The organism is Arthrobacter sp. 01T425 (assembly GCF_056398725.1).
The window spans coordinates 1-23,981 of record NZ_JBFTPY010000019.1; the positions used below are offsets into that span (position 1 = coordinate 1).

Here is a 23,981-nt window from a genome sequence, read left to right on the forward strand (position 1 = left end):
AACGCCCGGTCCCATCCCGAACCCGGAAGCTAAGACCCACAGCGCCGATGGTACTGCACCCGGGAGGGTGTGGGAGAGTAGGTCACCGCCGGAACACCATTAACGGTCGAGGACCCCCACCACCAGGTGGGGGTCCTCCCGCATTTAACGGCCCATACGAAATACTCAAGCCGAAACCCCATGCGGGTCCGGTTGGGCGGCGCGGGTAGAGTTGGTGCCCATGGATAACCTCTTCAGCCATGCTCCCGTTGACCCTTCTGATGGCCCCGAGCCGGAGGTAGCAGACGGCCTGGAGCCGGTTGTCTACACGGTGGTGGTACTCGGCGCCGTCGCCCGGGCCTTTGTGGGATTCACCGAACATACGCACCTCTGGTGGCCGCTGGAGGACCACAGCGTCTATGGCGCCGGCTCCTACGTGGAGTTCGAGGAGAGCCTCATCATGGAGACCGCTGATGATGGCCGGACAGCCGTGTGGGGATCCATTGACGACTGGCAGCCGCCGTTGTCCTTCCATGCCAGCTGGCACCCTGGGACCACTGCCATATGGTCCACTGAGCTCCGGGTGGCCTTCAAGGCGGTCGGCGAGGGAACAGAGCTCCGCCTGGTTCACAGCGGTTGGGAAGGCGCCGAGGATCCCGCGGCCGCCCGGGCAGACTACGCGGCCGGCTGGCCCGGCGTCCTGGACCGTTTTGTTCGCTTCATGGGCGGCGCCGGCGCCTGAGCTTGCTTGGCCTGTGGGCCGGATCGAGGCGTTGCTTCCCAGTTGCTCGGTGGACCGGGGCGGAGAACCCGTGGGGCCTCCCCGGCCTTCCGGGCCGTTCTGGGCAGACGGCCAGGCAATGGAACGAGGAACTGGGCAGGAACGCCGCCACGGAGAAAATAGCCGGAGACTAGCGGATCGGTCCTTGGTCAAGGGGCGGAACGGCGGTGCTGGACCGGATGACAAAGCGCGTAGGGTATTCGGTGTGCGGGGCCGCCGCGTCTCCGGCGCCGTCGAGCCTGGCCAACAAGCGCCGCACGGCCAGCGCGCCCTGGCCCCGCGCGTCTTGATCGAACGTGGTCAGCCCGAAGACCTCACCAAGTTCATGGCCGTCGATGCCGATGACGGAGAGGTCCTGCGGCACCCGCAGGCCGAAATCCCGGGCAGCGAGGATCGTCCCAATCGCCATCTCGTCGGAGGCGGCAAAGACGGCCGTGGGGCGCTCCGGTGAGGTGCCGAGCAGCGTACGGGCGTTGGCATAGGCGCCCTGGATCGTGAAATCGGCGGAGATCTGCCACTCCGGCCGGACCGTCAGCCCGGCGTCGCGCATGGCTTTCTTGAAGCCCGCCTGGCGTGTCCCGGGAAGGCGGAAATCCTGGTCGTAGGCGGCATCGCCGGTCATATGGGCGATTTTGCTGTGGCCGAGCTGGATCAGGTGGCGGGCTGCGGCCTCCGCGATGCCGGAATCATCGATGCGGATGGTCGACGCGCCAGGCAACGGGCCGCCGATCCCGACGATCGGACGGTGGATGGCCAGCAGCTGGTCGATCTCGGCCTCGGAGAGCTCCAAGGACACTGCGATCACAGCATCCACGCGTTTGCGCAGCAGGAAGTCGTTCAGCACACTGTGGCGGCGCTCCAGGCCCTCGCTGACGTTGTACAGCGTGAGGTCGTAGCCGGCGTCCAGCAGGGTGGCAGAGACACCTTCGACCACCGAGGAAAAAAACCACCGGTGGACCGAGGGGACAACAAGGCCGACATTGTGATTGCGCCCGGAGGCCAGGCTGGAAGCGTGGTAGGACAGGACGAAGCCAAGCTCAGCGGCGGCGGTCTGGGCGCGTTCCCGGCTTCGCGGGGAAACGTTGCCTTTGCCGCTCAAGGCGCGCGAAACGGTGGCGATGGAGAGGCCGGCCCGTTCCGCGACGTCCTTGATGCCGGGCATGCCTAGCCCTCCGTGTCCTCGATGTAGATTTCCAGCCAAACAGTTTCACCTGAGCTTAACGGATCGCCGGCGCTGTCCATGCCCCCAACGTCGTAGCCGGCCTCCGGTGACGTTGAGCTGCGCAGCAGCACCCGCCCGGCGGGCAGTTCCAAGGGCTCGGACCCCACATTCAGCAGCACCAGCGTGGAGCCGTTGAGGAAGGCAAGGCTCGTGTCCGTGCACAGGTCCTCGTACCAGGACAGTGAGCCGCGGCCCAGGTCCAGCCGGCGGCGGAGCTCCAGCATGCGCTTGTAGAGGCTTAGGTGCGACGACGGTGAAGCGGCCTGCACATCCCGCGCCAGCCGGGCGAAGCTTTCCGGCTGCGGCAGCCACGGGTCCTGCCCGTCGCCAAATCCTGCGTGGAGTTCTCCGGCCCGCCAGGGCAGCGGGACGCGGCAGCCGTCGCGGCCCAGCCGTGCGCCGCCGGTGCGGGCAAAAGTGGGGTCCTGGCGCCGGGTGTCCGGGATGTCGATCCCGTCCGGAAGGCCGAGTTCTTCGCCCTGGTAGAGGTAAGCCCCGCCGGGCAGCCCGAGCATGAACAGGGACGCCGCTGCCGCGCGGGACCGTCCGCGGTCCTCGTCCGGCTGCGGATCCCAGGTGCCGATTCCGTCACCGTCGCGCGGCGCCTGCCCGTTGTATCCGAAGCGGGTGGCGTGGCGGACGACGTCGTGGTTGGAGAGCACCCACGTGCTGGGGGCGGCGACGGCGTCCAGCGACGTCAGTGACTCGGTGATGACGTGGCGCATGCGATGCACGTCCAGGCCCGCGTGGAGGTAGGGGAAGTTGAAGGCCTGGTGCATTTCGTCCGGGCGCACCCAGTCGGCGAGCCGGGGGAGCGGGTCCACGTTCGCTTCGGCGCAGAGGATCCGGTCGGCGCCGTACTCGGCGAGAATCCGCCGCCACTGGCGGTAGATGTCGTGGAGGGCGGGCTGGCCGAACATCGGAGCGTCGTGGCCGGGGAAGCCGTCAGAGCTGCTGCCGTCGGCGCGGCCGCCCCACTCCGGCAGGCCGGTGGCCTTCACGAGGGCGTGCGCCACGTCCACCCGGAAACCGGAGACGCCGCGGTCCAGCCAGAAGCGCAGGACCCGCTCGAATTCCACGTGGACGGCGAGGTTGTCCCAGTTGAAGTCCGGCTGGGAGGAGTCGAAGAGGTGCAGGTACCACTGGCCCGGGGCGCCGTCCGGTTCGGTGATACGGGTCCAGGCTGGACCGCCGAAGTGGGACTGCCAGTTGTTCGGCGGTTCTTCGCCGAAGGTTCCCTTGCCGTCGCGGAAGATGAACATGTCCCGCTCCGGGCTGCCGGCGGGAGCAGCCAGGGCGGCCTGGAAGGCCGCGTGCTGGTCCGAGCAGTGGTTGGGCACCAGGTCAACGATCATCCGCAGTCCCAACCGCGCGGCCTCGGCAATCATGGCGTCGAAGTCGTTCAGCGTGCCGAACAGGGGGTCGACGTCGCAGTAATCGCTCACGTCGTAGCCGGCGTCGCGCTGCGGAGACCGGTAGAACGGCGAAAGCCAGACGGCATCGATGTCCAGGTCGGCGAGCCGGGGAAGCTCGGCGGTGATTCCGGCGAGGTCGCCGATGCCGTCGCCGTTCAGGTCCCGGAACGAGCGAGGGTAGACCTGGTAGATGACGGCGGACCGCCACCATCCAGGGATGTGGTCTGCGGCGTGCACCGGGGTCAGCGGACCCGTCAGGGGGCCGGCCTGCGCGGCGGGGGAGCGGAGAACTGAATCAACGGACATGACGGTAATCGTAAGTCCCACACCCCAAAAATGAAAACGCTTCCAGTCACATTCGAATCGGGCAGTTTCGTCCCACGCTAGGACTGTCCCCGGCCCGGCGTCCGGCCAGCCAGCGGAGTCCCTCGCCCCGGGCCGGTGCGGTGACTTTTCAAAGTGGTACCTAGCGTGTACTTTGGAAGCGCTTGCAGTTGTGAGCCACATCACCGACGATGCCACGGGGCTCTGGAATGGACTTCCAGGGCCTTACGCGTGGATGCAGGAATTTATGAAAGGGACACCAATGAAGGTGCAGAACACCCTCACGAACGGAACGAGCCGCCGCGTATTCACCGCGGGCGCTATTTCCGTAGTGGCCGCACTGGCCCTCAGCGCGTGCGGCGGCGCCGCAGCCACCGCACCCGCGACCGCGACGGCCAAGCCTGACCTGAAGGCCTCCGGCGCCAGCACGATCACCATGTGGGTCGATGCCGAGCGCGCACCCGCGCTGAAGGACATCACGGCCAAGTTCCAGACCGATACCGGCATCGCGGTCAAGCTCGTCGTCAAGGACTTCGCCGCTGTCCGCGACGACTTCATCACCCAGGTCCCGACCGGCAAGGGCCCGGACCTGATCGTTGGCCCGCACGACTGGGTCGGCAAGTTCGTCCAGAACGGCGTGATCGCTCCGGTGGAGCTCGGGGACAAGAAGTCCGAGTTCCAGGACTCCTCCATCAAGGCCATGACCTACAACGGCTCCGTCTACGGCGTCCCGTACGCGATCGAGAACATCGCCCTGCTCCGCAACACGGACCTCGTTGCCCAGAGCGCCAAGACCCTGGACGAGGTCGTCGCCAACGGCAAGAAGGCCGTGGCCGACGGCAAGGCGAAGTTCCCGTTCCTCGTGGGCATGGACCCGAAGCAGGGCGATCCGTACCACCTCTACCCGCTGCAGGCTTCCATGGGCTCGCAGGTCTTCGGCAAGGCAGCCGACGGCGGCTACGACCCCAAGCAGCTCCTGATCGGCGACGCCTCCGGCGTCGAGTTCGCCAAGAAGCTGGCCGCCTGGGGCGACAAGGGCGAAAAGATCATCAACTCCAACATCACCGGTGACATCGCCAAGGAGAAGTTCCTGGCCGGCGAGTCCCCGTACTACCTGACCGGCCCGTGGAACGTGCCGGACGTGCAGAAGAAGGGCATCAAGTTCGCTGTCGACGAGCTGCCGACCACCGGCGACCAGCCGGCCCAGCCGTTCATCGGCGTCAACGGCTTCTTCATCAGCGCCAAGAGCGCCAACGCCCTGGCCACCAACGAGTTCGTCACCAACTACCTGACCTCCGGGGCCGCACAGGACTCCATGTACAAGGCCGGTGGCCGCCCGCCGGCACTGAAGGCCTCCTTCGAGAAGGCAGCAAGCGACCCGGTTGTCGCCGCCTTCGGCAAGATCGGCGCCAACGGCGTCCCGATGCCGGCCATCCCGGAAATGAGTGCCGTCTGGGCCGACTGGGGAGCCACCGAGCTCGCCCTCATCAAGGGCCAGGGCGACCCCGCCGCTGACTGGGCCAAGATGGCCGCCAGCATCAAGAGCAAGATCAAGGGTTAGTCCCCGCGCCGGTTCTTGACGCTTCGCCAAGCGCCAGTGACCGGCGGCACCGGGCCGGGCGGCCGTGAGGCCGCCCGGCCCGTTCCTGCATCACCCCAGCTTCTCCCAAGGACTGTAGACAGCCATGTCAGATACCGAACTCCGCGAGGACATAGACCCCGCACTGTCGTCCGCCCCGGACGCCGCCCCCACAACCTCAGCCCGGCGGGCCGGCAGCGCCCACCCACGCCGGAGCGGCCCCGAGGGGGTGAAGGGAACCATCGCGAAGATCGTGCTGCTGGGCCTCGTGGACGCCCTCGCTGTCTACATCCTGATGATGCTTTTCCTGAGCCAGTCCTGGCTGGCGTTGGGAGTCTCCGCCGCCGTCGTGCTGGTGATCAACTGGATCTACCTGCGCAAGGGCGGCCTGCCCGCCAAGTACCTGGCCCCGGGCGTGCTCTTCCTGCTCGTATTCCAGGTCTTCGTGGTCATGTTCAGCGGTTACATCGCGTTCACCAACTACGGCGACGGCCACAACAGCACCAAGGGTGACGCGATCGCCGCCATCCAGCTCACCGCGCAGAAGCGGGTGCCCGAGTCGCCGGCCTACAAGGCCGCCGTGCTCACCAAGGACAACTCCTTCTACCTTCTCTGCACCGACCCGCAGGGCAAGGTCTCGCTCGGTAACACCGAGACGCCGCTCGCGGAAGCCCCCGGCGCCGGCAAGGACTCGACCGGGAAGGCCAACGCCCTGGCCGGCTACCGAACCCTGAACTTCCAGGAGATCGTTGCGAACCAGCAGAGCATCCTGGACATCACGGTCCCGGTCTCCGCCAACCCGGCCGACGGCACCCTGCGCACCGCGGACGGCAGCAACGCCTACCAGTTCAAGCCGTCGCTGAAGTACGACGCCGCTGCCGACACCTTCACGGACACCGCCTCCGGTGCCGTCTACCGCGACAACGGCAAGGGCGCCTTCGCGGCAGGCAACGGCGAGACGCTCTCCACCGGCTGGAAGATCGACGTCGGGATGGAAAACTTCGCCCGCGCCTTCACCGACCCCAGCCTGCGCGGCCCGCTGCTCGGCGTTATCCTCTGGACCTTCACTTTCGCCCTGGGTTCCGTCGCTCTGACCTTTGCGCTGGGGCTGTTCCTGGCCATCACCTTCAACCGCGAGGACCTCAGGGGCAAGAAGGTCTACAGGATCCTGATGATCCTGCCGTACGCCTTCCCCGCCTTCCTCACCGGCCTGGTCTGGTCCGGCATCCTCAACCCGGAATTCGGGTGGCTCAACCAGAACTTGTTCGGCGGGGCATCCATCGGCTGGCTCACCGACCCGTTCCTGGCCAAGATCAGCGTGCTGGTGGTCAACCTCTGGCTGGGTTTCCCCTACATGTTCCTGGTCTGCACCGGCGCGCTGCAGTCGCTGCCCAGCGAGCTGGACGAGGCCGCCCGGATGGACGGTGCCGGCCCGTGGCGGGTGTTCCGCTCCATTAAGCTCCCGCTGCTGCTGGTCTCGATCGCGCCGTTGCTGATCTCCTCCTTCGCCTTCAACTTCAACAACTTCAACGTGATCTTCATGCTCACCGGCGGCGGACCCCGCTTCGAGGACACCAACCGGGACATCGGAGCCACCGACATCCTGATCACCCTGGTGTACAAGGTGGCATTCGGGCAGGGCACTGGCCGTGACTACGGCCTCGCCAGCGCACTGGCGATCATCATCTTCATCATCGTGGCCACTGTCTCGGCCATCAGTTTCAAGCAGACCAAGGCACTCGAGGACGTGAACGCATGAACGGGTCAGCATCGCGCACCGCCGCTCCGGCAGAGAAAACCTGGCAGGGTGGAGGGACCGGCCCCGGCAACATCACCACCGGCGCGACCGACGTCGAATACCTCAAGTCGCTGCAGCGCCGGCGCCCGTTCGGCGTCTGGTTCAAGGACAAAGGATGGCGCCACCTGGTGGGGTGCATCGTGACGGTCTTCGCGGTCTTCCCGCTGCTCTACGTGCTGTCCGCAGCGCTCAACTCCACCGGCACCCTGGTGGGTTCCAACGCGCTGTTCAGCAGGATCGACTTTGGCAACTTCACCGCCCTGTTCGACATGCCCTCGCGGCCCTTTGCCCGCTGGTTCGGCAACACCATGGTGGTGGGCGGCGTGACCTCCGCGGCCACCGTGTTCCTGGGCGCCATGGCGGCGTACGCCTTCTCCCGGATGCGCTTCACCGGGCGCCGGATCGGCCTGCTGAGCCTGCTGCTGCTCCAGATGTTCCCGCAGCTGCTGGCCGTCGTCGCCATCTTCCTGCTCCTGAGCGGCATCTCCGAGGTCATCCCGGCCCTCGGCCTGGGCAGCCAGCTGGGCCTGATCATGGTGTACCTGGGCGGCGCCCTGGGCGTGAACACCTACCTCATGTACGGCTTCTTCAACACCGTGCCGCAGTCCCTGGACGAGGCGGCGAAGATCGACGGCGCCAGCCACGCGCAGATCTTCTTCGGCATCATCATGCGGCTCGTCACGCCGATCCTGGCGGTGGTGGGCCTCCTGACGTTCATCGGCATCTCCGGCGAGTTCGTGATCGCCTCCGTGGTGCTCACGGACCCGGACAGCCAGACCCTCGCCGTGGGTCTGTACTCCTTCGTGGCGCAGCAGCGCTCGGAGAACTGGGGAGTCTTTGCCGCCGGCGCCGTGCTCAGCGCCATCCCGGTGATGGCCCTGTTCCTGTTCTTGCAGCGCTACATCGTCAGCGGCCTCACCGCGGGCTCGGTGAAGGGCTAGGCATGACGCTGCCAGGCAGCGCCGGCCCGCTGCCGCACCACGACGGTTCGGCACTCCACGCGCCCCGGCACGTGGAACCGGGGGCGGACGTCCGGCTGCGGCTCCGCGTGCCGGCCGTCTGGGGGCGGCCCGCCCGGGTGTGGCTCCGGTCCATCCACGACGGCGAACCCCGCTACGATCCGGCCAGGAACCTTGGCGACGTCGACGGGTGGGCCTGGTGGGAGGCTGCGATGGTGGTGACCAACCCGGTGGCCCGCTACCGGTTCCTGATCGAGGTCGGCCCGCGGTATTGGACCCTGAACGCGCAGGGCCTATTCAGCCGGGACGTCTCCGACTACGCCGACTTCCGCCTCACCACGTTCCGGCCCGCCCCCGAATGGCTGCGCCGGGGAACGATGTACCAGATCTTCCCGGACCGCTTCGCCCGCTCCACGCCGTCGCAGCCGGCGCCGGAACATACTTCCCCGGACGAGGCGTTCCCGGACTGGGCCGTGCCGTGCGGGTGGGACACGACCGAGGTCGAGGGCTCCGGTCCGCAGACCCCGTACCAGTATTACGGCGGCGACCTCCGGGGCATCACCGAGCGGCTGGACCACATTCAGGCGCTCGGGGCCGACGTCATCTACTTGACGCCGTTCTTCCCGGCCCGCTCCAACCACCGCTACGACGCCGCCACCTTTTCCATGGTGGACCCACTGTTGGGCGGGGACGAGGCCTTGGTGGAACTCGTCCAGGCCGCCCACGCCCGCGGCCTGCGGGTGATGGGTGACCTCACGGCCAATCATTCCGGCGACGCCCACGAATGGTTCCAGCGCGCCCTGGCCGACCGGGCCTCCGAGGAAGCCGGGTACTACTACTTCAATGCCGACCACACGGCGTACGAGTCCTGGTACGGCGTCAGGTCGCTGCCCAAGCTCAACTGGGCCTCCCCGGGCCTGCGCGAGAAATTCGTCCTGGATGACGATTCCCCGGTGGCGCTCTGGCTCCGGCCGCCGTTCAACCTGGACGGCTGGCGGATCGACGTCGGCAACATGACCGGCAGGCTCGGCGGCACCGATCTGAACTACGACGTCGCCCGGCTGATCGCGGACCGCGTCCGTTCGATCAACCCCGAGGCGGCTCTGCTCGCCGAGGCCACGAATGACGCGGCACCCGACTTCAGCGGCGAGCACTGGCACGGTGCCATGACCTACTCCAACTTCACCCGCCCGCTGTGGTCCTGGCTCGCAGGGGACGCGGGACACGTCAATTTCTTTGGAACCCCGCTGCCAGGCCCCAACCGGACCGCCGCGGAGGACTTCCTGGCCACGCACCTGGACCTCGCTTCCGCGTTCAGCTGGGACGTCCGTCAGCAGAACATGAACGCCCTGAACAGCCACGACACCGCGCGGGCGGCCACCGTGATGATCGACGGCGGCCAGCGGCTCGGCGCGCTGCTGATGTTCACCCTGCCGGGCGTTCCCGTGGTGTTCGCCGGCGACGAGTTCGGACTCAAAGGCGACAACGGGGAGTCCTCCCGGACGCCCATGCCCTGGGACGACCCCAGCCGCATCCTCACCGACCTGACGGCGGACTACGCAGCCCTCACCGCGCTGCGCCGGGACCAGCCCGCACTGACGGGCGGCGGCGTGCGCTGGCTGTACGCACGCGGGGACGTCCTGGCGTTCGTGCGTGAAACAGGGCAGAGCGCCGTACTCGTGGTGGTGGCCCGGGCCGGGGCGGAGGCGGAACTGGCTCTCGGAACACTCTCAGGGGCCCAGTTCGCGGCCCTGGCCGGGCGGCCTGCCTACGCGGCGGGCGAGGTCATGGTGGAACTGCGGCGGGAGCCGCGCGGGGAGCCGGGCGGGGCGCCGGAGCCATCGCCGGACGCGTCTGCCGGGAAGATCAGGGCGGATGAGACCGCCCGATCCGCCCTGATCCGCACCCGGGGTCCGGCCGCTGCCGCATGGGTGCTGCCCGGGACCCGGCTGCCGCTCCCGCAGTCTTAGACTGGGAACCGGATTCGACCGAACTGGAGACCGCATGCGCAGCATCATCGACGAGCTGACCACCGCCCTGGGCGCGGCGAAAATTGCCGTGGACGCGACCACCCTGGCCGCCTATGCCGTGGACCAGGCTCCCGTCCTGGATTATCAGCTCCCGCAGGCGGTGGTCCGCGCCGAATCGGTGGCCGACGTGCAGGCTACTGTGCGTGCCTGCGCCGACCTTGGCGTCGCGCTTGTGGCGCGCGGGGCCGGTACCGGGGTCTCCGGGGGCGCCCACGCGAGCGCGGGCTGCGTGGTGCTCACGCTCGAGGGGATGAACCGCATCCTGGACCTCAACCCGGACGACGAGACCGCCGTCGTGGAACCCGGCGTCATTAACGCCGACCTGAATGCGGCCGCCGCCGTGCACGGGCTCATGTACGCCCCGGATCCTGCAAGTTTCAAGATGTCCACCATCGGTGGCAACGTGGCCACCAACGCCGGCGGGCTGCGCTGCGCGAAGTACGGGGTGACCCGCGACTCTGTCCTGGCGCTCGACGTCGTCCTCGCGGACGGCTCCCTCATCCATACCGGCCACCAGACCTTCAAGGGCGTCGCCGGCTATGACCTCACCGGGCTGTTCGTCGGCTCGGAGGGGACCCTGGGGATCGTGGTCGGTGTCACCGTACGGCTGAAGTACCTGCCGCGCGACGTTCACACCATCGCCGCCTTCTACCCGGACTTCCGCAGCGCCGCGGCCGGGGTCCTCGCCGTGGGGAGGGCCCGTGTGCAGCCGGCCATCATGGAACTGCTCGACGGCGGCTCGCTCGCCCAACTCGACGAGATCCACGGCTCGGACCTGGCCGCGCGCGGGGCGTCCCTGCTGCTGATCCAGACCGACGGCTTCGGCGCGGCGGCGGAAGCCGCGGCCATCCGCCCGGTCCTGGTGGCGGGAGGAGCGGTGGTGACCATGGAGGCCAACGCGGAGGCAGAGGAGCTTGTCGAACTGCGCCGCAACAGCCGAGGGACCGAGGTGGACGACGAATACCGGGTGGGCGAGGACGTGGCCGTGCCGCGTTCGCGGCTGGTGGATTACGTCGCCGAACTTGAGTCCATGGCGGCGGAGCACCGGGTGCAGCTCAAAGTCGTGGCACACGCCGGTGACGGCAACCTGCACCCCACCTTCTGGGTCGACCGGGTGGACAATGCCGTGGACCCCGATGCCATGGGCCGCCTGGGCGCCGCCCTGGACCGGTCGATCGCCGTGGCCCTGGCCATGGGCGGCACGATCACCGGCGAACACGGGATCGGGCAGTACAAGCTGCGCTGGCTTGGCCTGGAGCAGAAGGAACCCGTGCGTGAGCTGCAGCGCCGGATCAAGGAACTCTTCGATCCGGCCGGAATCCTGAACCCCGGCAAGGCGATTTAGCTCAAGGCGATTTAGCCCGGCCGTGCCACAACATGCCCGGCGCGCGGATTAGTCGTCGGAGTCGGGGTATTCGTCCTCTGAGTCGTCGGCGCCGTAGCGTGATTCCTCGGTCTCCACCTCAAGGATCTTGAGCAACCCCGTGTCCGGGTTGAGCATGATCGCTGCCTCGTCCCGGCGGTGGCGGAGTTCGTTGTCGATGTAGGACTGGACGGCCTCCGCCAGGGGGATGTGCCGGTTCTCCTTCTCGGACATGTACCAGCGGTGCTCCAGGACCTCGTGCACCGCCTCGGCCGGCTCGAGCTTGCCGGAGAGGTCGCGGGGGATGGCCCGGACGATCGGTTCGAAGATCTGGCTGACCCACAGGTGCGCGCTGTATTCCTCGTCCATGCCCGGGTTGTTGTCCGCCCGGAACGAGTCCATGTCGTTCAGGAGCCGGCGGGCCTGGTTTTCCTGGGCGTCCAGGCCGGTCAGGCGCAGCAGCCGGCGCTGGTGATGCCCGGCGTCGACGACCTTCGGCTGGAGCTGGATGGTCGAGCCGTTCTGCGTGGTCTTGATCGCGTATTCCTCGACGTCGAACCCCAGCTCGTTGAGCCGCCGGATCCGGGCGGCCACGCGCCAGCGTTCCCCGATCTCAAACGATTCCTTTGCCGTCAGCTCGGTCCACAACCGCCGGTAGCTGTCCATGATCAGCTCGCTGGTGGCCACGGGGTCCACCTTCTCCTCGATCAGGCCGCCGTCGAGGAGGTCCATGAGTTCCCCGGCGATGTTGACGCGGGCGATTTCGAGGTCGTACTCGCGCTGGCCGGTGGACAAATCCGGGTACAGTTCGCCGGTCTCGGCATCGACCAGGTAGGCGGCGAACGCGCCGGCGTCGCGGCGGAACAAGGTGTTGGAGAGCGAGACGTCGCCCCAGTAGAAGCCGATCAGGTGCAGCCGGACCAGCAGCAGGGCCTGGGCGTCGATGAGGCGGGTCAGGGTGTCCTTGCGCAGCATCTGGGAGAAGAGCGCACGGTAGGGCATGGAGAACTTCAGGTGCCGGGTGACCAGCACCGGGTTCAGCGGCCGGCCCTCCGGGGTGGTGCGTCCGGTGATGACCGCCACCGGCTCCACGCCGGGAACGTCCAGCCGGGCGAGCTTGCGCAGCATGTGGTATTCGTGGCGGGCCACGTGTTCCGAGGTTTCCTTGATGGCGATCACGGAGCCGCCGAGGTGGGCGAAGCGCACGATGTGCCGGGAGATGCCGCGGGGGAGGGCTGCCAGATATTCGGCCGGCCAATCCTCGAGGGCGATGTGCCAGGGCAGGTCCAGCAGCTCGGGCTCGGTGGCGGCGGCCGTGATGCTCAGCGAGCTGGACACCATCGCGGCCTTTTGGTCATTGGCGCTGGCGGCCTCGAACCGGGGCAGTTTCCCGATCTGACCGTAGTCGGTGGGCTCGTCGTGCCACTGGGCACTGTTTTCCTCGGTCATGGGGTTTCCTCGGTCATGAATCAATTCTTCCGTATTTGGCGGGCCGCACCTAAAGCAGGGTTGTTAACGCCCGACGGCGGCCCTCCACTGGGGAGGACCGCCGTCTGCTGAGCCGGTGGGTGGGCCCACGCCGGCAGGGTTCCCTGACCGACGCGAAGCGAGGTAAGGGAGCCGGTGGATGGGCCCACGCCGGCAGGGTTCCCCGACCGACGCGAAGCGAGGTTAGGGAGCCGGTGGGGACTAGTCGCCGAGGCGCAGGCCGGTCTTGGTGTCGAACAGGTGTACGTGGCCCGACTGGGGGCGGACCCAGATGGACTCACCCTTCATCGGGGGGCGGCGGCCGTCGACGCGGGCCACGATGTCGTGGCTCTGGCCGTCGAGCGTGGTGTGGCCGTAGACGTAAGCGTCGGCGCCGAGTTCTTCGACGACGTCGACCTCGACCTGGAGACCTTCACCCTGGGCGACAGTCTCAAGGTCTTCCGGGCGGGAACCGAGGGTCACGGTCTGGCCGTGGGCTTCCTCGAGGACGTCGCGCGGTACCGGGTAAACGGTTCCGCCGAACTGCACGCCGCCGTCGACAACGGGGAGTTCGAGCAGGTTCATGGCGGGGGAGCCGATGAAGCCGGCCACGAAGACGTTCTTGGGCTTGTCGTACAGGTTGCGCGGGGTGTCGACCTGCATCAGCAGGCCGTCCTTCAGCACGGCGACGCGGTCACCCATGGTCATGGCCTCGACCTGGTCGTGGGTCACGTAGACCGTGGTGACGCCGAGGCGGCGGGTCAGGGACGCGATCTGGGTGCGGGTCTGCACGCGCAGCTTGGCATCAAGGTTGGACAGCGGCTCATCCATCAGGAAGACCTGCGGGTTACGCACAATGGCGCGGCCCATGGCAACGCGCTGACGCTGGCCGCCGGAGAGGGCCTTCGGCTTGCGGTCCAGGTACGGTTCGAGGTCGAGCAGCTTGGCGGCCTCACGGACGCGCTCGGCGCGCTCTTCCTTGCTGACGCCGGCGATCTTCAGTGCGAAGCCCATGTTGTCCGCCACGGTCATGTGCGGGTACAGGGCATAGTTCTGGAACACCATGGCGATGTCGCGATCCTTCGGCGGGACGTCCGTGACGTCGCGGTCGCCGATGAGGATGCGGCCGGAGTTGACGTCCTCGAGACCTGCAAGCATGCGCAGGGAGGTCGACTTTCCGCAGCCGGAGGGTCCAACGAGGACCAGGAATTCGCCATCGGCGATATCAATGTTGAGCCTGTCAACAGCGGGCTTCTCGGTGCCCGGGTACAGACGTGTTGCGTTATCAAAAGTAACTGTAGCCACAGTTATCAATCCCTTCACCGGCAGGTACGTGCCGGACGATCCGTAGTGAATGGTCGTTTTATGCAGTTGTTAATTCAATTGTGGGATTTCATACGCATACTCCTCGGCCGAAGCCGAGGAGTACCCAGTGACGCCGCACGGTAGTTGTGCGCCACATCACAAACAGAGTATGTCAGATATATGCCAAATGGGTTAAAAAGTTACGGATGTCACACGTGGGGTCAGTCACATGGCGCCAGAAGTGGGTATGTATGCTGTGCGCATGACGGCACTGCAGATCTATGTCAGTTTCCCCGGCACGGCGCGTGAAGCACTTGGCTTCTACGCCGACGTCTTCGGCGGAGAGCTTGCCTTGTTCACCTACGAGGAGTTCAACCGCAGCGATGGCCCGCCGGATGCCATTGCCCACGGACAGCTGAACGGCGCAGTCGCTTTGGCGGGGTCGGATGCGGCCCCGGGGGAGAAAAGCGTCCGGTTCGAAGGCCTCATGCTCTCGCTGCTGGGGACCGCCGAACCGGCAGTTCTCCACGAGTGGTTCGACAGGCTCGCCGTTGACGGCCGTGTGATCGACCCCCTTGCCCCGAAGCCCTGGGGCGCAACAGATGGCCAGGTCCTCGACCGTCACGGACTGCACTGGTTGATCGGCTACGAACCTGAGTCGTGACCGACGCCCGGTTGACCGCTCCGTAGGCCCGGGTTAGCTCCCGGAGTCGAGGGCCTTCTTCCGCTCCCGCAGGAGGGCCTCCAGCAGTTCGCAGATGTGCACCGGCGCCTCCACCCGGAACTCGGCCTGGGTGAAATCGAGCCCCACCTTTACCCCGAGATCGCCCGGGACGAGGCTGGCCAGGGCGTCCTCGTCGGTGGTGTCGTCTCCGGCGAAAGCCACAGCCGTGGCTCCGGCAGCCTGCCGCAGGAAGGCAATGCCCTCGCCCTTTGAGGCGTTCACGACAGAGGTCTCCAGGACGCGGTTGCCCGACTTGAGGAAGACGCCGCTGCGGTCCTGCAGGACCGCCCGCGCCGCGGCGACGGCGTCCTCGGCGACGTCGTCCGCCGCGAGCCGCGTGTGCAGGACGACGCCGGCCGGCTTGTCTTCCAAAAGGGTCCCCGGGGCCTGTTCCACGATTCCCTCAAGCTCCCGGCGGACCTCGGCCAGGAGTTCGCGTTGGGCGTCGTCGAGCATGAGCTCCGAGGAGCCGGGCCCCATCCAGACCTCTGCGCCGTGGCTGCCGATCAGCAGCGTCTCCTCCGGCGGGGAGGCGACGGCCCGCAGGCTGTCCAGCGCCCGGCCGGAGATGAGCGCCGTCGTCGTCCGGGGAAGTTCCGCCAGCGCCGCGAAGGCGGCGGCGGCGCGCGGGAGCGCACGGGCGTCGGCCGCATGATCCACGAGCGGTGACATGGTGCCGTCGAAGTCCATCGCCACGAGCAGGTGCCCCGTGCCGGCGACGCGGCGCACGGCTGCCAGCAGCTCAGGGGAGAGTGAGAGTGGGGCCGGGTTTGGAGTGTTGGTCTCTGAGTCGTGGGTTCCGGCGGCGTCAGGAGTCATCGCGTACAACCTTTTCGGCGAGGGCTTTCAGGAAGTCGGAGGACCAGAGGTCGACGTCGTGGTCCAGAATCTGCTTGCGCATGGCCCGCATGCGGCGTGATGCCTCGGCCGGCTGCATGTTGACGGCCCTCATGATCGTGTCCTTGAGGCCGTCAATGTCGTGCGGGTTCATCAGCAGGGCCTGCTTGAGCTGGTCGGCGGCGCCGGCGAACTCACTCAGTACCAGCGCTCCGTCGTTGTTTGTCCGGGCCGTGACGTATTCCTTGGCGACGAGGTTCATGCCGTCGCGCAGGGCGGTGACCAGCATGACGTCCGCGGCCAGGTACAGGGACACCATCTCTTCGATGGGGTAGCTGTGGTGCAGGTAGCGGACGGCCGTGCTCTCCATGGTGTCGAAGGTGCCGTTGATGTGGCCCACTGTGCCCTCGACCTCCTCGCGGAGCAGGCGGTACTGCTCCACACGCTCACGGCTGGGGCTGGCCACCTGGATCAGGGTCGCGTCCTCGACGGTGACCTTGGCGTCCTGCAGCAGTTCCTCGTACGCCTTGAGCCGGTGCCGGATGCCCTTGGTGTAGTCGAGCCGGTCGACGCCGAGCAGGATGGTCTTGGGGTTGCCGAGGTCCCGGCGGATCTGCTGCGCCCGCTCGATTACCTCCGGCTTTTTCGCCAGCTCGCTGATCTGCTTGACGTCAATGGAGATCGGGAACGCCTGGGCCCTCGCGATGTGGGTGGTCTCGCCATCGGCGCCCCTGACATGGACCTGCTGCTGCTTGACGCTCGCGCCAAGGAAGCGCCGTGCGGAGCGCATGAAGTTTCCGGCATCGCTGCTGCGCTGGAAGCCCACCAGGTCCGCGCCCAGCAGGCCGTCGATGATCGCACGGCGCCACGGGAGCTGGGCAAAGATCTCCGGCGGCGGGAAGGGGATGTGGTTGAAGAACCCGATCTTCAGATCCGGCCGGGCCTCCCGGAGCAGCTTGGGAACCAGTTGGAGCTGGTAGTCCTGCACCCAGACGGTCGCACCCTCGGCCGCATGGCGGATGACGGCGTCGGCGAACCTCCGGTTGACCTTCCGGTACGAATCCCACCACGTGCGGTGGAACTCCGGCGGGGCGATCACGTCGTGGTAAAGCGGCCACAACGTGGCGTTCGAAAAGCCCTCGTAGAAAAGCTCGATGTCTTCGGTGCTCAGCTGGACGGGGATCAGGTCGATGCCGCCGTGGCTGAAAGGCTTGACCGTCTCATCGGGGGCCCCGTGCCAGCCCACCCACGCGCCGTCGGTCTTGGTCATCATCGGGGCCAGGGCTGTCACGAGTCCGCCGGGGGAGCGGCGCCAGCCATCCTCGCAGCCGGCCTCGTCGGCAGAACAGCGGTCGACGGGCAGCCGGTTGGACACCACCATGAAGTCGAACTGATCCCCTGCCGAGGCGCCCGTGGCGGCGCCGTCTGTGGCGGTCTGCGCCGCGTCAGTGGTGCTCTGTGTGCCGTGGCCGGCGCTGTCCGTTGCTTCCATTGGTGCCCCCTGGGGTCCGCTCGTGGCTCTTCATCAACCCTAGCCGCCCGGAATCTTCCGGGCTATTCGTCCGTTGGGCAGGCGGAAGGGAAACTTGAAAGCGCAAGTTCTCGGGTTTCTCCCCTAAAATGATGACGTTGCCACTGAGTGGACCGTCCCTGGCCGAACGACCCGAGGAACCAATGAGCCCCGCAAACGAACCCCGACTGTCTAAGGCAGAGCGCACTGCCGCGGCGCGCGAGAAAGCCCGCGAGATCCGCGATGCGCAGCTGAAGAAGGAGAAGCGCAACAAGCTGCTGATCGGCTGGGGCATCGTTGCCGCCGTCGTCGCCATCATCGTGATCGTCGCGCTGGTTGTCACCTCCAACATCAAGAACAACGCCCCGGTTGCAGACGAGGGACCCACTCCGGCCAATGGCAACATCCACGGCGGTGTCACCCTGCTGGCGAACACCGAGGTGGCGAAGACCGATCCCGCAACCGTGAAGCTGTCCGACCTCCCGTCCGCTCCGGCCACGCCGCCGTCTCCGGTCACGGCCCCGGGCGCCGAGGCTGAGGCCGGCAAGCCGGTCAAGGTGGTCCTCTACATCGACTTCATCTGCCCCGTCTGCAAGAACTTCGAGGCGCAGTACAACGAGACGCTCACCAAGCTGCGCAACGAGGGCAAGATCACCGTGGAGTACCGCCCGCTCGGATTCCTTGACAGCCGGTCCACCACGAACTACTCCTCGCGCGCGGCCAACGCCGCAGCCTGCGTGGTCAACGAATCCCCGGAGAAGTACTCGGACTTCGTCGACCTGCTGTTCGCCAAGCAGCCGGCCGAAGGCAGCGCCGGACTCTCCGACGACGAGCTGAAGAAGCTGGCCACCGACGCCGGGGCCAAGAGCATCGAGACGTGCGTGGATGGCAAGACCTACCGTCCGTGGGTGAAGCACACCACCCAGGAGGCCACGGTAATCGGCATCACCGGCACGCCCACCGTGTTCGTTGAAGGCAAGCAGTGGGGCGTCGGCGACAGCGCCCAGACCCCGTTCGACCAGTACCTGCAGGCCGCGGTCGACGCCAAGAAGTAACCGCACAAGGGCACATGCCGTTGAAGGCCACAAGTTGATGGCCCGGCCCCGGATCGTTCCGGGGCCGGGCCATTGCTTTTAGTCTTCGCTGCGGCCTTCGCTGGGCGGGAGGGGCGTTGAGCGTTTTTCTCTGGGTTTTTCTCACCGGGCGTCGGTGGGCTAATCTTGTCTAGCGTCCTGGCATCCGCGCCATTTTGTGGCCCGGAGTTGTGTCGGGAAGCAGGAATGCCTCCTTAGCTCAGTTGGCCAGAGCACCGCTCTTGTAAAGCGGGGGTCGTCGGTTCGAATCCGACAGGGGGCCCCACGAACCCCTCCGTTCCGGCGAATTTGGCCGGGACGGAGGGGTTTTCTTATGTCCTAAAACAGGCGACTAGCCGGGCGACGCATTTCCAGTCAACGTTTCCAGCCCTGTGGCGGAGGGTTCCGTCGACGAAGCGGCGAAGGTACCGGGTAACTCGTCAAAACAATTGAAGCTGTAGAGATGGATGCCGTCGACGACAGGCTGGGCGGTCAGCTCGTTGATGAGAGTCCCGGGCGAGTAGCGTTCGCCGCTCAGGAGGCGGCGGGCGAGCGGTCGTTTCCGGCTAAGGAACCGGAGGGACGTTCCGACGCCGATCTTCGTTGCCAGTGCAATCAGCCTGGTTCTTGGGACGGCCCCGGCAACCCCGGCCCGGACTGGAAGCATGACTCCCTCGCGACGCAGCATCGCCGTGTAGCTATGGATACTGTCTGCCGAGAAGCACATCTGCGTGACGACGTTGGAGGCAAGTTCCTGCTTGGCCAACAATGATTCGAGCAGCTGCAGCGGGCCGATGCCGGGATGACCCTCCGGATACCCGGCGACCCCAACGGCCATCTGGCCGCCGCTGATTTCGGCGATCTCGCGCGGCAGCTCGCCGCCATCGGCGAAGGGACCCGCGGGCTGCGGGGCGTCACCGCCAACCGCGAACACTTCTGAGATGCCGTACCCAGCACATTCCCGGATGATGCCGGCCAGCTGGGTGCGATCCGCCAGGCTGCGGGCCGCGATGTGCGGGACCACGGTGTAGCCGAGCAGACTGAGCTGGGCGGCCGTGCGCATGGTCCGCCCGGTTCCGTGGTGAGGCAGACACGTGATGGTGAGCGTCGTGGTCAGCGGTACTGCCGTCGTGGAGTGCTGACCTCAGCCGACGGCAGGCGCCGCGGATTGTCGTGGAGGTCCATGGCTTCATGGATCTGCAGGGCAAACCACAGTTGCGCCAGAGTGGAGGTTTCGGTCATATCGAGGCCCGTCAGCTCGCTGATCTTTCGGATGCGATAGATGATGGTCTGCCGATGCGCGAACAGGGCGGCTGCCGTTTTCTGCCAGGACCGTTGCGTGTCGAGGAACGTCTTGAGCGTGACGATGAGGTCCCCGTTTTCCCGCTGTTCGTACTCGAAAATGGGTCCGAGGAGCCGCTGTACCAGGGCGTGGCCTTCCTCAAAGCTGGTGAGCCCGAGCCACGAGGGTCCCTCGGCATAGCGGACCAACCGCTCGCCGGTGCTTGACGCCGTCCCAAGTGCCCACATCGATTCCTGAAGAGCTCTCTGCACACCAGCGGCCGCGGAAGGCCGGCTGATCCCGATCCTGACGTCCAAGGGGACCGTGTGTCGCAGCAGATCATCGGTGCAGTCTGCTGCAACAGCCAAATGGATTGTGTCGAATCTGCGCTGGCACGCCGTCGGGTAGCCGTGTCGCCAGAGATCAACGTGGATCCCTGCCAGGCGCTCACCGTCGTCGCTGGACATAGAGATGATGAGGAATTCCCGTGACGAAATCCCGAACTCAGGCAGTCGGCTTTCAATGTCGGCTATGCCCAGGCGCCCGTCAAAGGCCTGCAAAAGGAACTCCGCACCCAGCCGGCGCTGGTTCTCGAGAGACAGCACCGTCCGCGACAGCTCGAGTCCCAGGACTGTGGCCGCATGGAGCAGCACTACCGCGTCCGGGAGCGGTTCGGATTTCGGCAGCACCACCAGAAGCGCGTTGGCGTGAGTCGGAATATCCATCATCAGAAGGTGGCCTTCCCCCAACCGATGCCACTGGAACTTCTTGCTGGCCACCGGTGACTTGCTGGTCAGCGGTTCAAGTTGCTGCTTGAGGCCCGGTGGCAGCGGCTGGCCTCCGGGATGCCAGGCGTGCAGGCACCGTCGATCAATGACGAAGAGGCTGGCATCGAGTTCGGCTTCGATACCCAGGATCAGTCCCAGCCAGTTGCCCTCAGATGGCCCCGCCAGCCGCAGCAGGTCATAAATACGGGCCGTCTGGCGCAGCCTGCGGGACTCTTCGAGCAACGAAGACTCAGCGACCGAACGTGCGATGGCGATGAACGGAAGCGGGTAGGGGATGCTGATGAGCGGCAACGGCAAGCGGTCACAGGCATCGAGGAACTCGAGACAGAGTTCAGGGGCATGCATCTGCTCGCCGATCGCCAGTGCACTGGCACCTGCGTTCACCAGTGCCTCGGCAAGCTCAACCTGCCCCTCGGGATCGGCCGGAATGGAGAGCCCGTTAGTCATCATGAGCTCGCCGCCGGTGACCCATTCCCACAGGCGCGGCAGGTCGGAGGTGTGGGCCCAGGTGACCCGGTTGCCCAGACCGGCGGAGCCCGCCAGAAGGCTCAGTCCCAGCTGGGGTTCGGCAAGCAGTTCGGCCACGGTGATCGCCATGCGCGGTTCCTGTTCATGAGTCCGGAGGCCGTCCCCGGGCCGCTTATACATATGTATAAGCCTCTCGGCTCTTTGTAGTCAATCGGCGGATGTACCGCGTGACTCAGATCACTAATAGTTAAGGCATAGACCTCGACCGGCGCAGGAAGAAATTGCCAGGCCGACTGAAACCACAGCAACCGGAGGACCCCAGTCATGACCACGCACAAGCCAATCGGCCCCGTCGACGCAACAAAAGTTCCCCGCTACGCGGGCCTGGGCACCTTTGCCCGGCTTCCTCAGATTGACCGGGTCCCGGACTACGACATTGCGATCGTCGGTGTCCCGTTCGACGGCGGTACCTCCTACCGCCCCGGCGCCCGCTTCGGTCCGGCCGCTGTCCGTGAAGCGTCGCGGCTCCTGCGCCCCGGCTACCACCCTGAGCTCGACGTTGAGCCGGTATACGAAGCCCAAGTTGTGGACGCCGGCGACATCGCCTGTACCCCCTACGACATCGCCCGCGCAGTCCGCGAGATCGAGGAACAGGCCCTCCCGCTCCTTGGCGACGCCGGCTCCGGCAAGAGGCTCATCTCCATCGGCGGCGACCACACCATCGCGCTCCCGATGCTGCGGGCCTTGAACAAGGTCCACGGCCCCGTGGCCCTGCTCCACTTCGACGCACACCTGGATACCTGGGACACCTATTTCGACCAGCCGGTCACGCACGGAACCATCTTCCGCCGGGCCTTCGAGGAAGGCCTTCTGGTCGAGGACAAGTCGATGCACGTCGGCATCCGCGGCCCGGTTTATGACCGCAACGATTTCCTTCGCGACCACGAGTTCGGCTTTCAGATCATCCGCTGCTCGGACCTGGACGTCATCGGGGTTCCGGCCGCGATCCAGCGCGTCAAGGACCGGCTGGGCGACACCCCGGTCTATGTCTCCATCGACATCGACGTCCTGGACCCGGCCTACGCCCCGGGCACCGGCACCCCGGAAATGGGCGGGCTCCACTCCCGCGAACTGCTGGCGCTGCTCCGCGGATTGAACGGCATCAACATCGTGGGCGCCGACGTTGTCGAAGTCGCTCCGGCGTACGACCATGCGGACATCACCACAGTCGCCGCGGCGACGCTGGTCTTCGACCTCCTCGCCCTGATGGTGAACCGCAGCAAGGCCACCGCCAACGTCACTGAGGAGCTGCAAGCGGCCACCGTCTGACCACAACTGCTGGGCTCTCGCACCTGATTTATACATATGTATGAACAGGTCTACGGCAACTATTCAATCGCCGGATTACCACTGTGACAAAAGTCACGAATGATTGATACATCAGATCCCGTGCTCGACGAAGCGCCGGGACAGAACAAAGAGGTTCCCATGAACTCCCGGAACGCATCATGAACGCTCGACCCACTCACGCCGTCACAGCCGAAGTACCCCGGCTCGAGGACAAGACCATTCAACCCATCCCGGCCCACGAACGCCATGGCAAGGCCCGGGACCTCTTCACCATCTGGTTCGGTTCCAACATCATGATCATGACCATCGTGACCGGGGGACTCGCGACGACGGTGTTCGGGCTCAGCTTTGTGCCGGCAATCGTCGGAATCATCATTGGGAACGTTGTCGGTGGCATCTTCATGGCACTGCATTCGGCCCAGGGCCCGCAGCTGGGCGTGGCGCAGATGATTCAGACCCGCGGCCAGTTCGGTTCGTACGGGGCACTGCTGATCGTGGTCATCGTGGTGGTCATGTACATCGGGTTCTTTGCGGCGAACCTCGTCTTTGGCGGCCAAGCGCTGGCCGCAGTCACCCCGGGCATCAGCGTCGATGCAGGCATCATTGTCATTGGCGTCGTGAGCGTCGTGGCCACCATCTTCGGCTACCGGCTCATCCACGCCTATGCACGCATCTTGAGCATCGTGGCCGGTCTGGCGCTGGTGCTGGCCTTCGTCTGGATCCTGGCCGTCCACGGATTGCCGGCCAGCTTCCTGGACCAGGGAAACTTCAACTGGGTCGGCTTCATGGCCACTATCTCCGTCTCCGCCCTCTGGCAGCTCGCCTACGCTCCCTACGTCTCGGACTACTCCCGCTACATGCCTCAGGGCACCGGCTCGGCCCCGGCGTTCTGGGCGTCCTATTCAGGCTGCGTCTTGGGAACACTCTTCCCGATGGTCCTGGGTGCCCTGGTGGGAACGCTCGCACTGGCGCTGATCAACGATGGCAGCAGCGTCGAAATAGTAGGGAGCCTGGGAGCCCTGCTCGGGCCATGGACCATGGTGATCATCGGAATCTTCTGCCTTGGCGTTGCGGCGTCGAACGCCATGAACCTCTACTGCGGGGTCCTGTGCACCCTCACCATTGGGCAGACGTTCAGGCCGGCCTGGTTGCCCCACGCCAAGACCCGGACCATTGCGTCAATCCTCCTCTTCACCCTAGCCCTGATGATCGCGCTGTTCGCCCGTGACAATTTCATCTTCTTCTACACGAACTTCCTCTCCTTCCTGATGTACGTCCTGGTTCCCTGGACGGCCATCAACCTGGTCGATTACTACCTCCTGCGGCACGGCGACTACCGGGTTGAAGACTTCTTCAAGCGCGACGGCGGAGTGTACGGAAGGTTCAACTGGGTGGCGATCGGAGCCTATGTTGCCGGCGCACTGATCCAGGTTCCGTTCTCGGCGACAGCGATGTTCACGGGCCCCGCTGCCGCAGCGATGAACGGCGTGGACCTCTCCTGGATTGTCGGCCTGGTGGTTGTTGCACCCCTGTACTACTTCGCGGCACGCATGTTCCGGAAAACGCCGGAAGCCGCCCCCTTTCAGTCGCCCGCATTCGCAGGTGACCTGATTGAGGCGCCGCGGGCGTAACGCCCGCTCCGGCACACCGCGCACCCCGGGCACAGACCGCCCGCCCCCACACCAAACTCCCGGCGCCGCGATCGGCGCAGAAAACAAAGGCGAAAT

Annotated in this window: 18 protein-coding genes, 1 tRNA gene and 1 rRNA gene; 12 read left to right on the forward strand and 8 right to left on the reverse strand. The window is 66.3% G+C overall.

Features of this window, described 5'->3' with window-relative positions; translation table 11 throughout:
• A 5S ribosomal RNA gene (rrf, locus tag AC1DNG_RS18000) occupies positions 1-94 on the forward strand; the annotation flags it as partial.
• Between the two features lie 126 nt (positions 95-220).
• Positions 221-721 (forward strand): SRPBCC domain-containing protein, encoded by a 501-nt coding sequence (locus AC1DNG_RS18005; protein WP_476887913.1) that lies wholly within the window; start codon positions 221-223, stop codon positions 719-721.
• Positions 722-890: 169 nt separating this feature from the next.
• Here the strand turns inward: AC1DNG_RS18005 and AC1DNG_RS18010 are convergent, their stop codons facing one another.
• The gene (locus AC1DNG_RS18010; RefSeq protein ID WP_476887914.1) at positions 891-1,922 is read right to left on the reverse strand and encodes a LacI family DNA-binding transcriptional regulator; all 1,032 of its coding nucleotides are present in this window, start codon (positions 1,920-1,922) and stop codon (positions 891-893) included.
• Positions 1,923-1,924: 2 nt separating this feature from the next.
• Complete coding sequence (locus AC1DNG_RS18015; RefSeq protein WP_476887915.1) at positions 1,925-3,703, reverse strand: glycoside hydrolase family 13 protein; 1,779 nt, start codon at positions 3,701-3,703, stop codon at positions 1,925-1,927.
• Positions 3,704-3,983: 280 nt separating this feature from the next.
• Between AC1DNG_RS18015 and AC1DNG_RS18020 the strand changes: the two genes are divergently transcribed.
• The 5 genes from AC1DNG_RS18020 (at position 3,984) to AC1DNG_RS18040 (ending at position 11,432) form a co-directional block, all read left to right on the forward strand.
• Positions 3,984-5,282: a sugar ABC transporter substrate-binding protein gene (locus AC1DNG_RS18020; RefSeq protein WP_476872196.1), complete on the forward strand. Its 1,299-nt coding sequence runs from the start codon at positions 3,984-3,986 to the stop codon at positions 5,280-5,282.
• A gap of 124 nt (positions 5,283-5,406) precedes the next feature.
• Positions 5,407-7,059, forward strand: coding sequence for an ABC transporter permease subunit (locus AC1DNG_RS18025; protein WP_476887916.1), 1,653 nt, complete (start codon positions 5,407-5,409; stop codon positions 7,057-7,059).
• Entirely contained in the window at positions 7,056-8,039 is a 984-nt protein-coding gene (locus tag AC1DNG_RS18030) for a sugar ABC transporter permease (RefSeq protein ID WP_476887917.1), read from the forward strand. The genes AC1DNG_RS18025 and AC1DNG_RS18030 overlap by 4 nt, the downstream gene beginning before the upstream one ends.
• Before the next feature lie 2 nt (positions 8,040-8,041).
• Positions 8,042-10,027 carry a glycoside hydrolase family 13 protein gene (locus tag AC1DNG_RS18035; RefSeq protein ID WP_476887918.1) on the forward strand — a complete coding sequence of 662 codons (1,986 nt, stop codon included), beginning with the start codon at positions 8,042-8,044 and terminating at the stop codon, positions 10,025-10,027.
• 34 nt (positions 10,028-10,061) lie between these two features.
• The gene (locus AC1DNG_RS18040) at positions 10,062-11,432 is read left to right on the forward strand and encodes an FAD-binding oxidoreductase (protein WP_476857574.1); all 1,371 of its coding nucleotides are present in this window, start codon (positions 10,062-10,064) and stop codon (positions 11,430-11,432) included.
• A gap of 48 nt (positions 11,433-11,480) precedes the next feature.
• Here the strand turns inward: AC1DNG_RS18040 and AC1DNG_RS18045 are convergent, their stop codons facing one another.
• Both AC1DNG_RS18045 and AC1DNG_RS18050 read right to left on the reverse strand, forming a co-directional pair.
• Positions 11,481-12,899, reverse strand: coding sequence for a DUF4032 domain-containing protein (locus AC1DNG_RS18045; protein ID WP_476887919.1), 1,419 nt, complete (start codon positions 12,897-12,899; stop codon positions 11,481-11,483).
• 240 nt (positions 12,900-13,139) lie between these two features.
• Complete coding sequence (locus AC1DNG_RS18050; protein ID WP_476887920.1) at positions 13,140-14,222, reverse strand: ABC transporter ATP-binding protein; 1,083 nt, start codon at positions 14,220-14,222, stop codon at positions 13,140-13,142.
• Positions 14,223-14,484: 262 nt separating this feature from the next.
• On the opposite strand from AC1DNG_RS18050, the gene AC1DNG_RS18055 reads away from it, so the two are divergent.
• Complete coding sequence (locus AC1DNG_RS18055; protein ID WP_476887921.1) at positions 14,485-14,886, forward strand: VOC family protein; 402 nt, start codon at positions 14,485-14,487, stop codon at positions 14,884-14,886.
• Between the two features lie 33 nt (positions 14,887-14,919).
• Here the strand turns inward: AC1DNG_RS18055 and otsB are convergent, their stop codons facing one another.
• Both otsB and AC1DNG_RS18065 read right to left on the reverse strand, forming a co-directional pair.
• Complete coding sequence (otsB, locus tag AC1DNG_RS18060; protein WP_476887922.1) at positions 14,920-15,765, reverse strand: trehalose-phosphatase; 846 nt, start codon at positions 15,763-15,765, stop codon at positions 14,920-14,922.
• Positions 15,755-17,275 (reverse strand): alpha,alpha-trehalose-phosphate synthase (UDP-forming), encoded by a 1,521-nt coding sequence (locus AC1DNG_RS18065; RefSeq protein WP_476887923.1) that lies wholly within the window; start codon positions 17,273-17,275, stop codon positions 15,755-15,757. Before AC1DNG_RS18065 ends, otsB begins: the two co-directional genes overlap by 11 nt.
• A gap of 182 nt (positions 17,276-17,457) precedes the next feature.
• Between AC1DNG_RS18065 and AC1DNG_RS18070 the strand changes: the two genes are divergently transcribed.
• Positions 17,458-18,348: a DsbA family protein gene (locus tag AC1DNG_RS18070; RefSeq protein WP_476887924.1), complete on the forward strand. Its 891-nt coding sequence runs from the start codon at positions 17,458-17,460 to the stop codon at positions 18,346-18,348.
• A gap of 227 nt (positions 18,349-18,575) precedes the next feature.
• Positions 18,576-18,652: transfer RNA gene (locus tag AC1DNG_RS18075), tRNA-Thr, on the forward strand.
• 66 nt (positions 18,653-18,718) lie between these two features.
• Here AC1DNG_RS18075 and AC1DNG_RS18080 read toward each other — a convergent pair.
• Together AC1DNG_RS18080 and AC1DNG_RS18085 are read right to left on the reverse strand one after the other, a co-directional pair.
• Entirely contained in the window at positions 18,719-19,429 is a 711-nt protein-coding gene (locus tag AC1DNG_RS18080; protein ID WP_476857571.1) for a methylenetetrahydrofolate reductase, read from the reverse strand.
• 50 nt (positions 19,430-19,479) lie between these two features.
• Complete coding sequence (locus AC1DNG_RS18085) at positions 19,480-21,033, reverse strand: PucR family transcriptional regulator (RefSeq protein ID WP_476860113.1); 1,554 nt, start codon at positions 21,031-21,033, stop codon at positions 19,480-19,482.
• A gap of 195 nt (positions 21,034-21,228) precedes the next feature.
• Between AC1DNG_RS18085 and speB the strand changes: the two genes are divergently transcribed.
• Together speB and AC1DNG_RS18095 are read left to right on the forward strand one after the other, a co-directional pair.
• A complete protein-coding gene (gene speB / locus AC1DNG_RS18090) occupies positions 21,229-22,233 on the forward strand; it encodes an agmatinase (RefSeq protein ID WP_223914344.1) in 1,005 nt (334 codons plus the stop codon).
• 179 nt (positions 22,234-22,412) lie between these two features.
• Positions 22,413-23,885 carry a purine-cytosine permease family protein gene (locus AC1DNG_RS18095; protein ID WP_230007952.1) on the forward strand — a complete coding sequence of 491 codons (1,473 nt, stop codon included), beginning with the start codon at positions 22,413-22,415 and terminating at the stop codon, positions 23,883-23,885.
• The last annotated feature ends 96 nt before the right edge of the window (positions 23,886-23,981 follow it).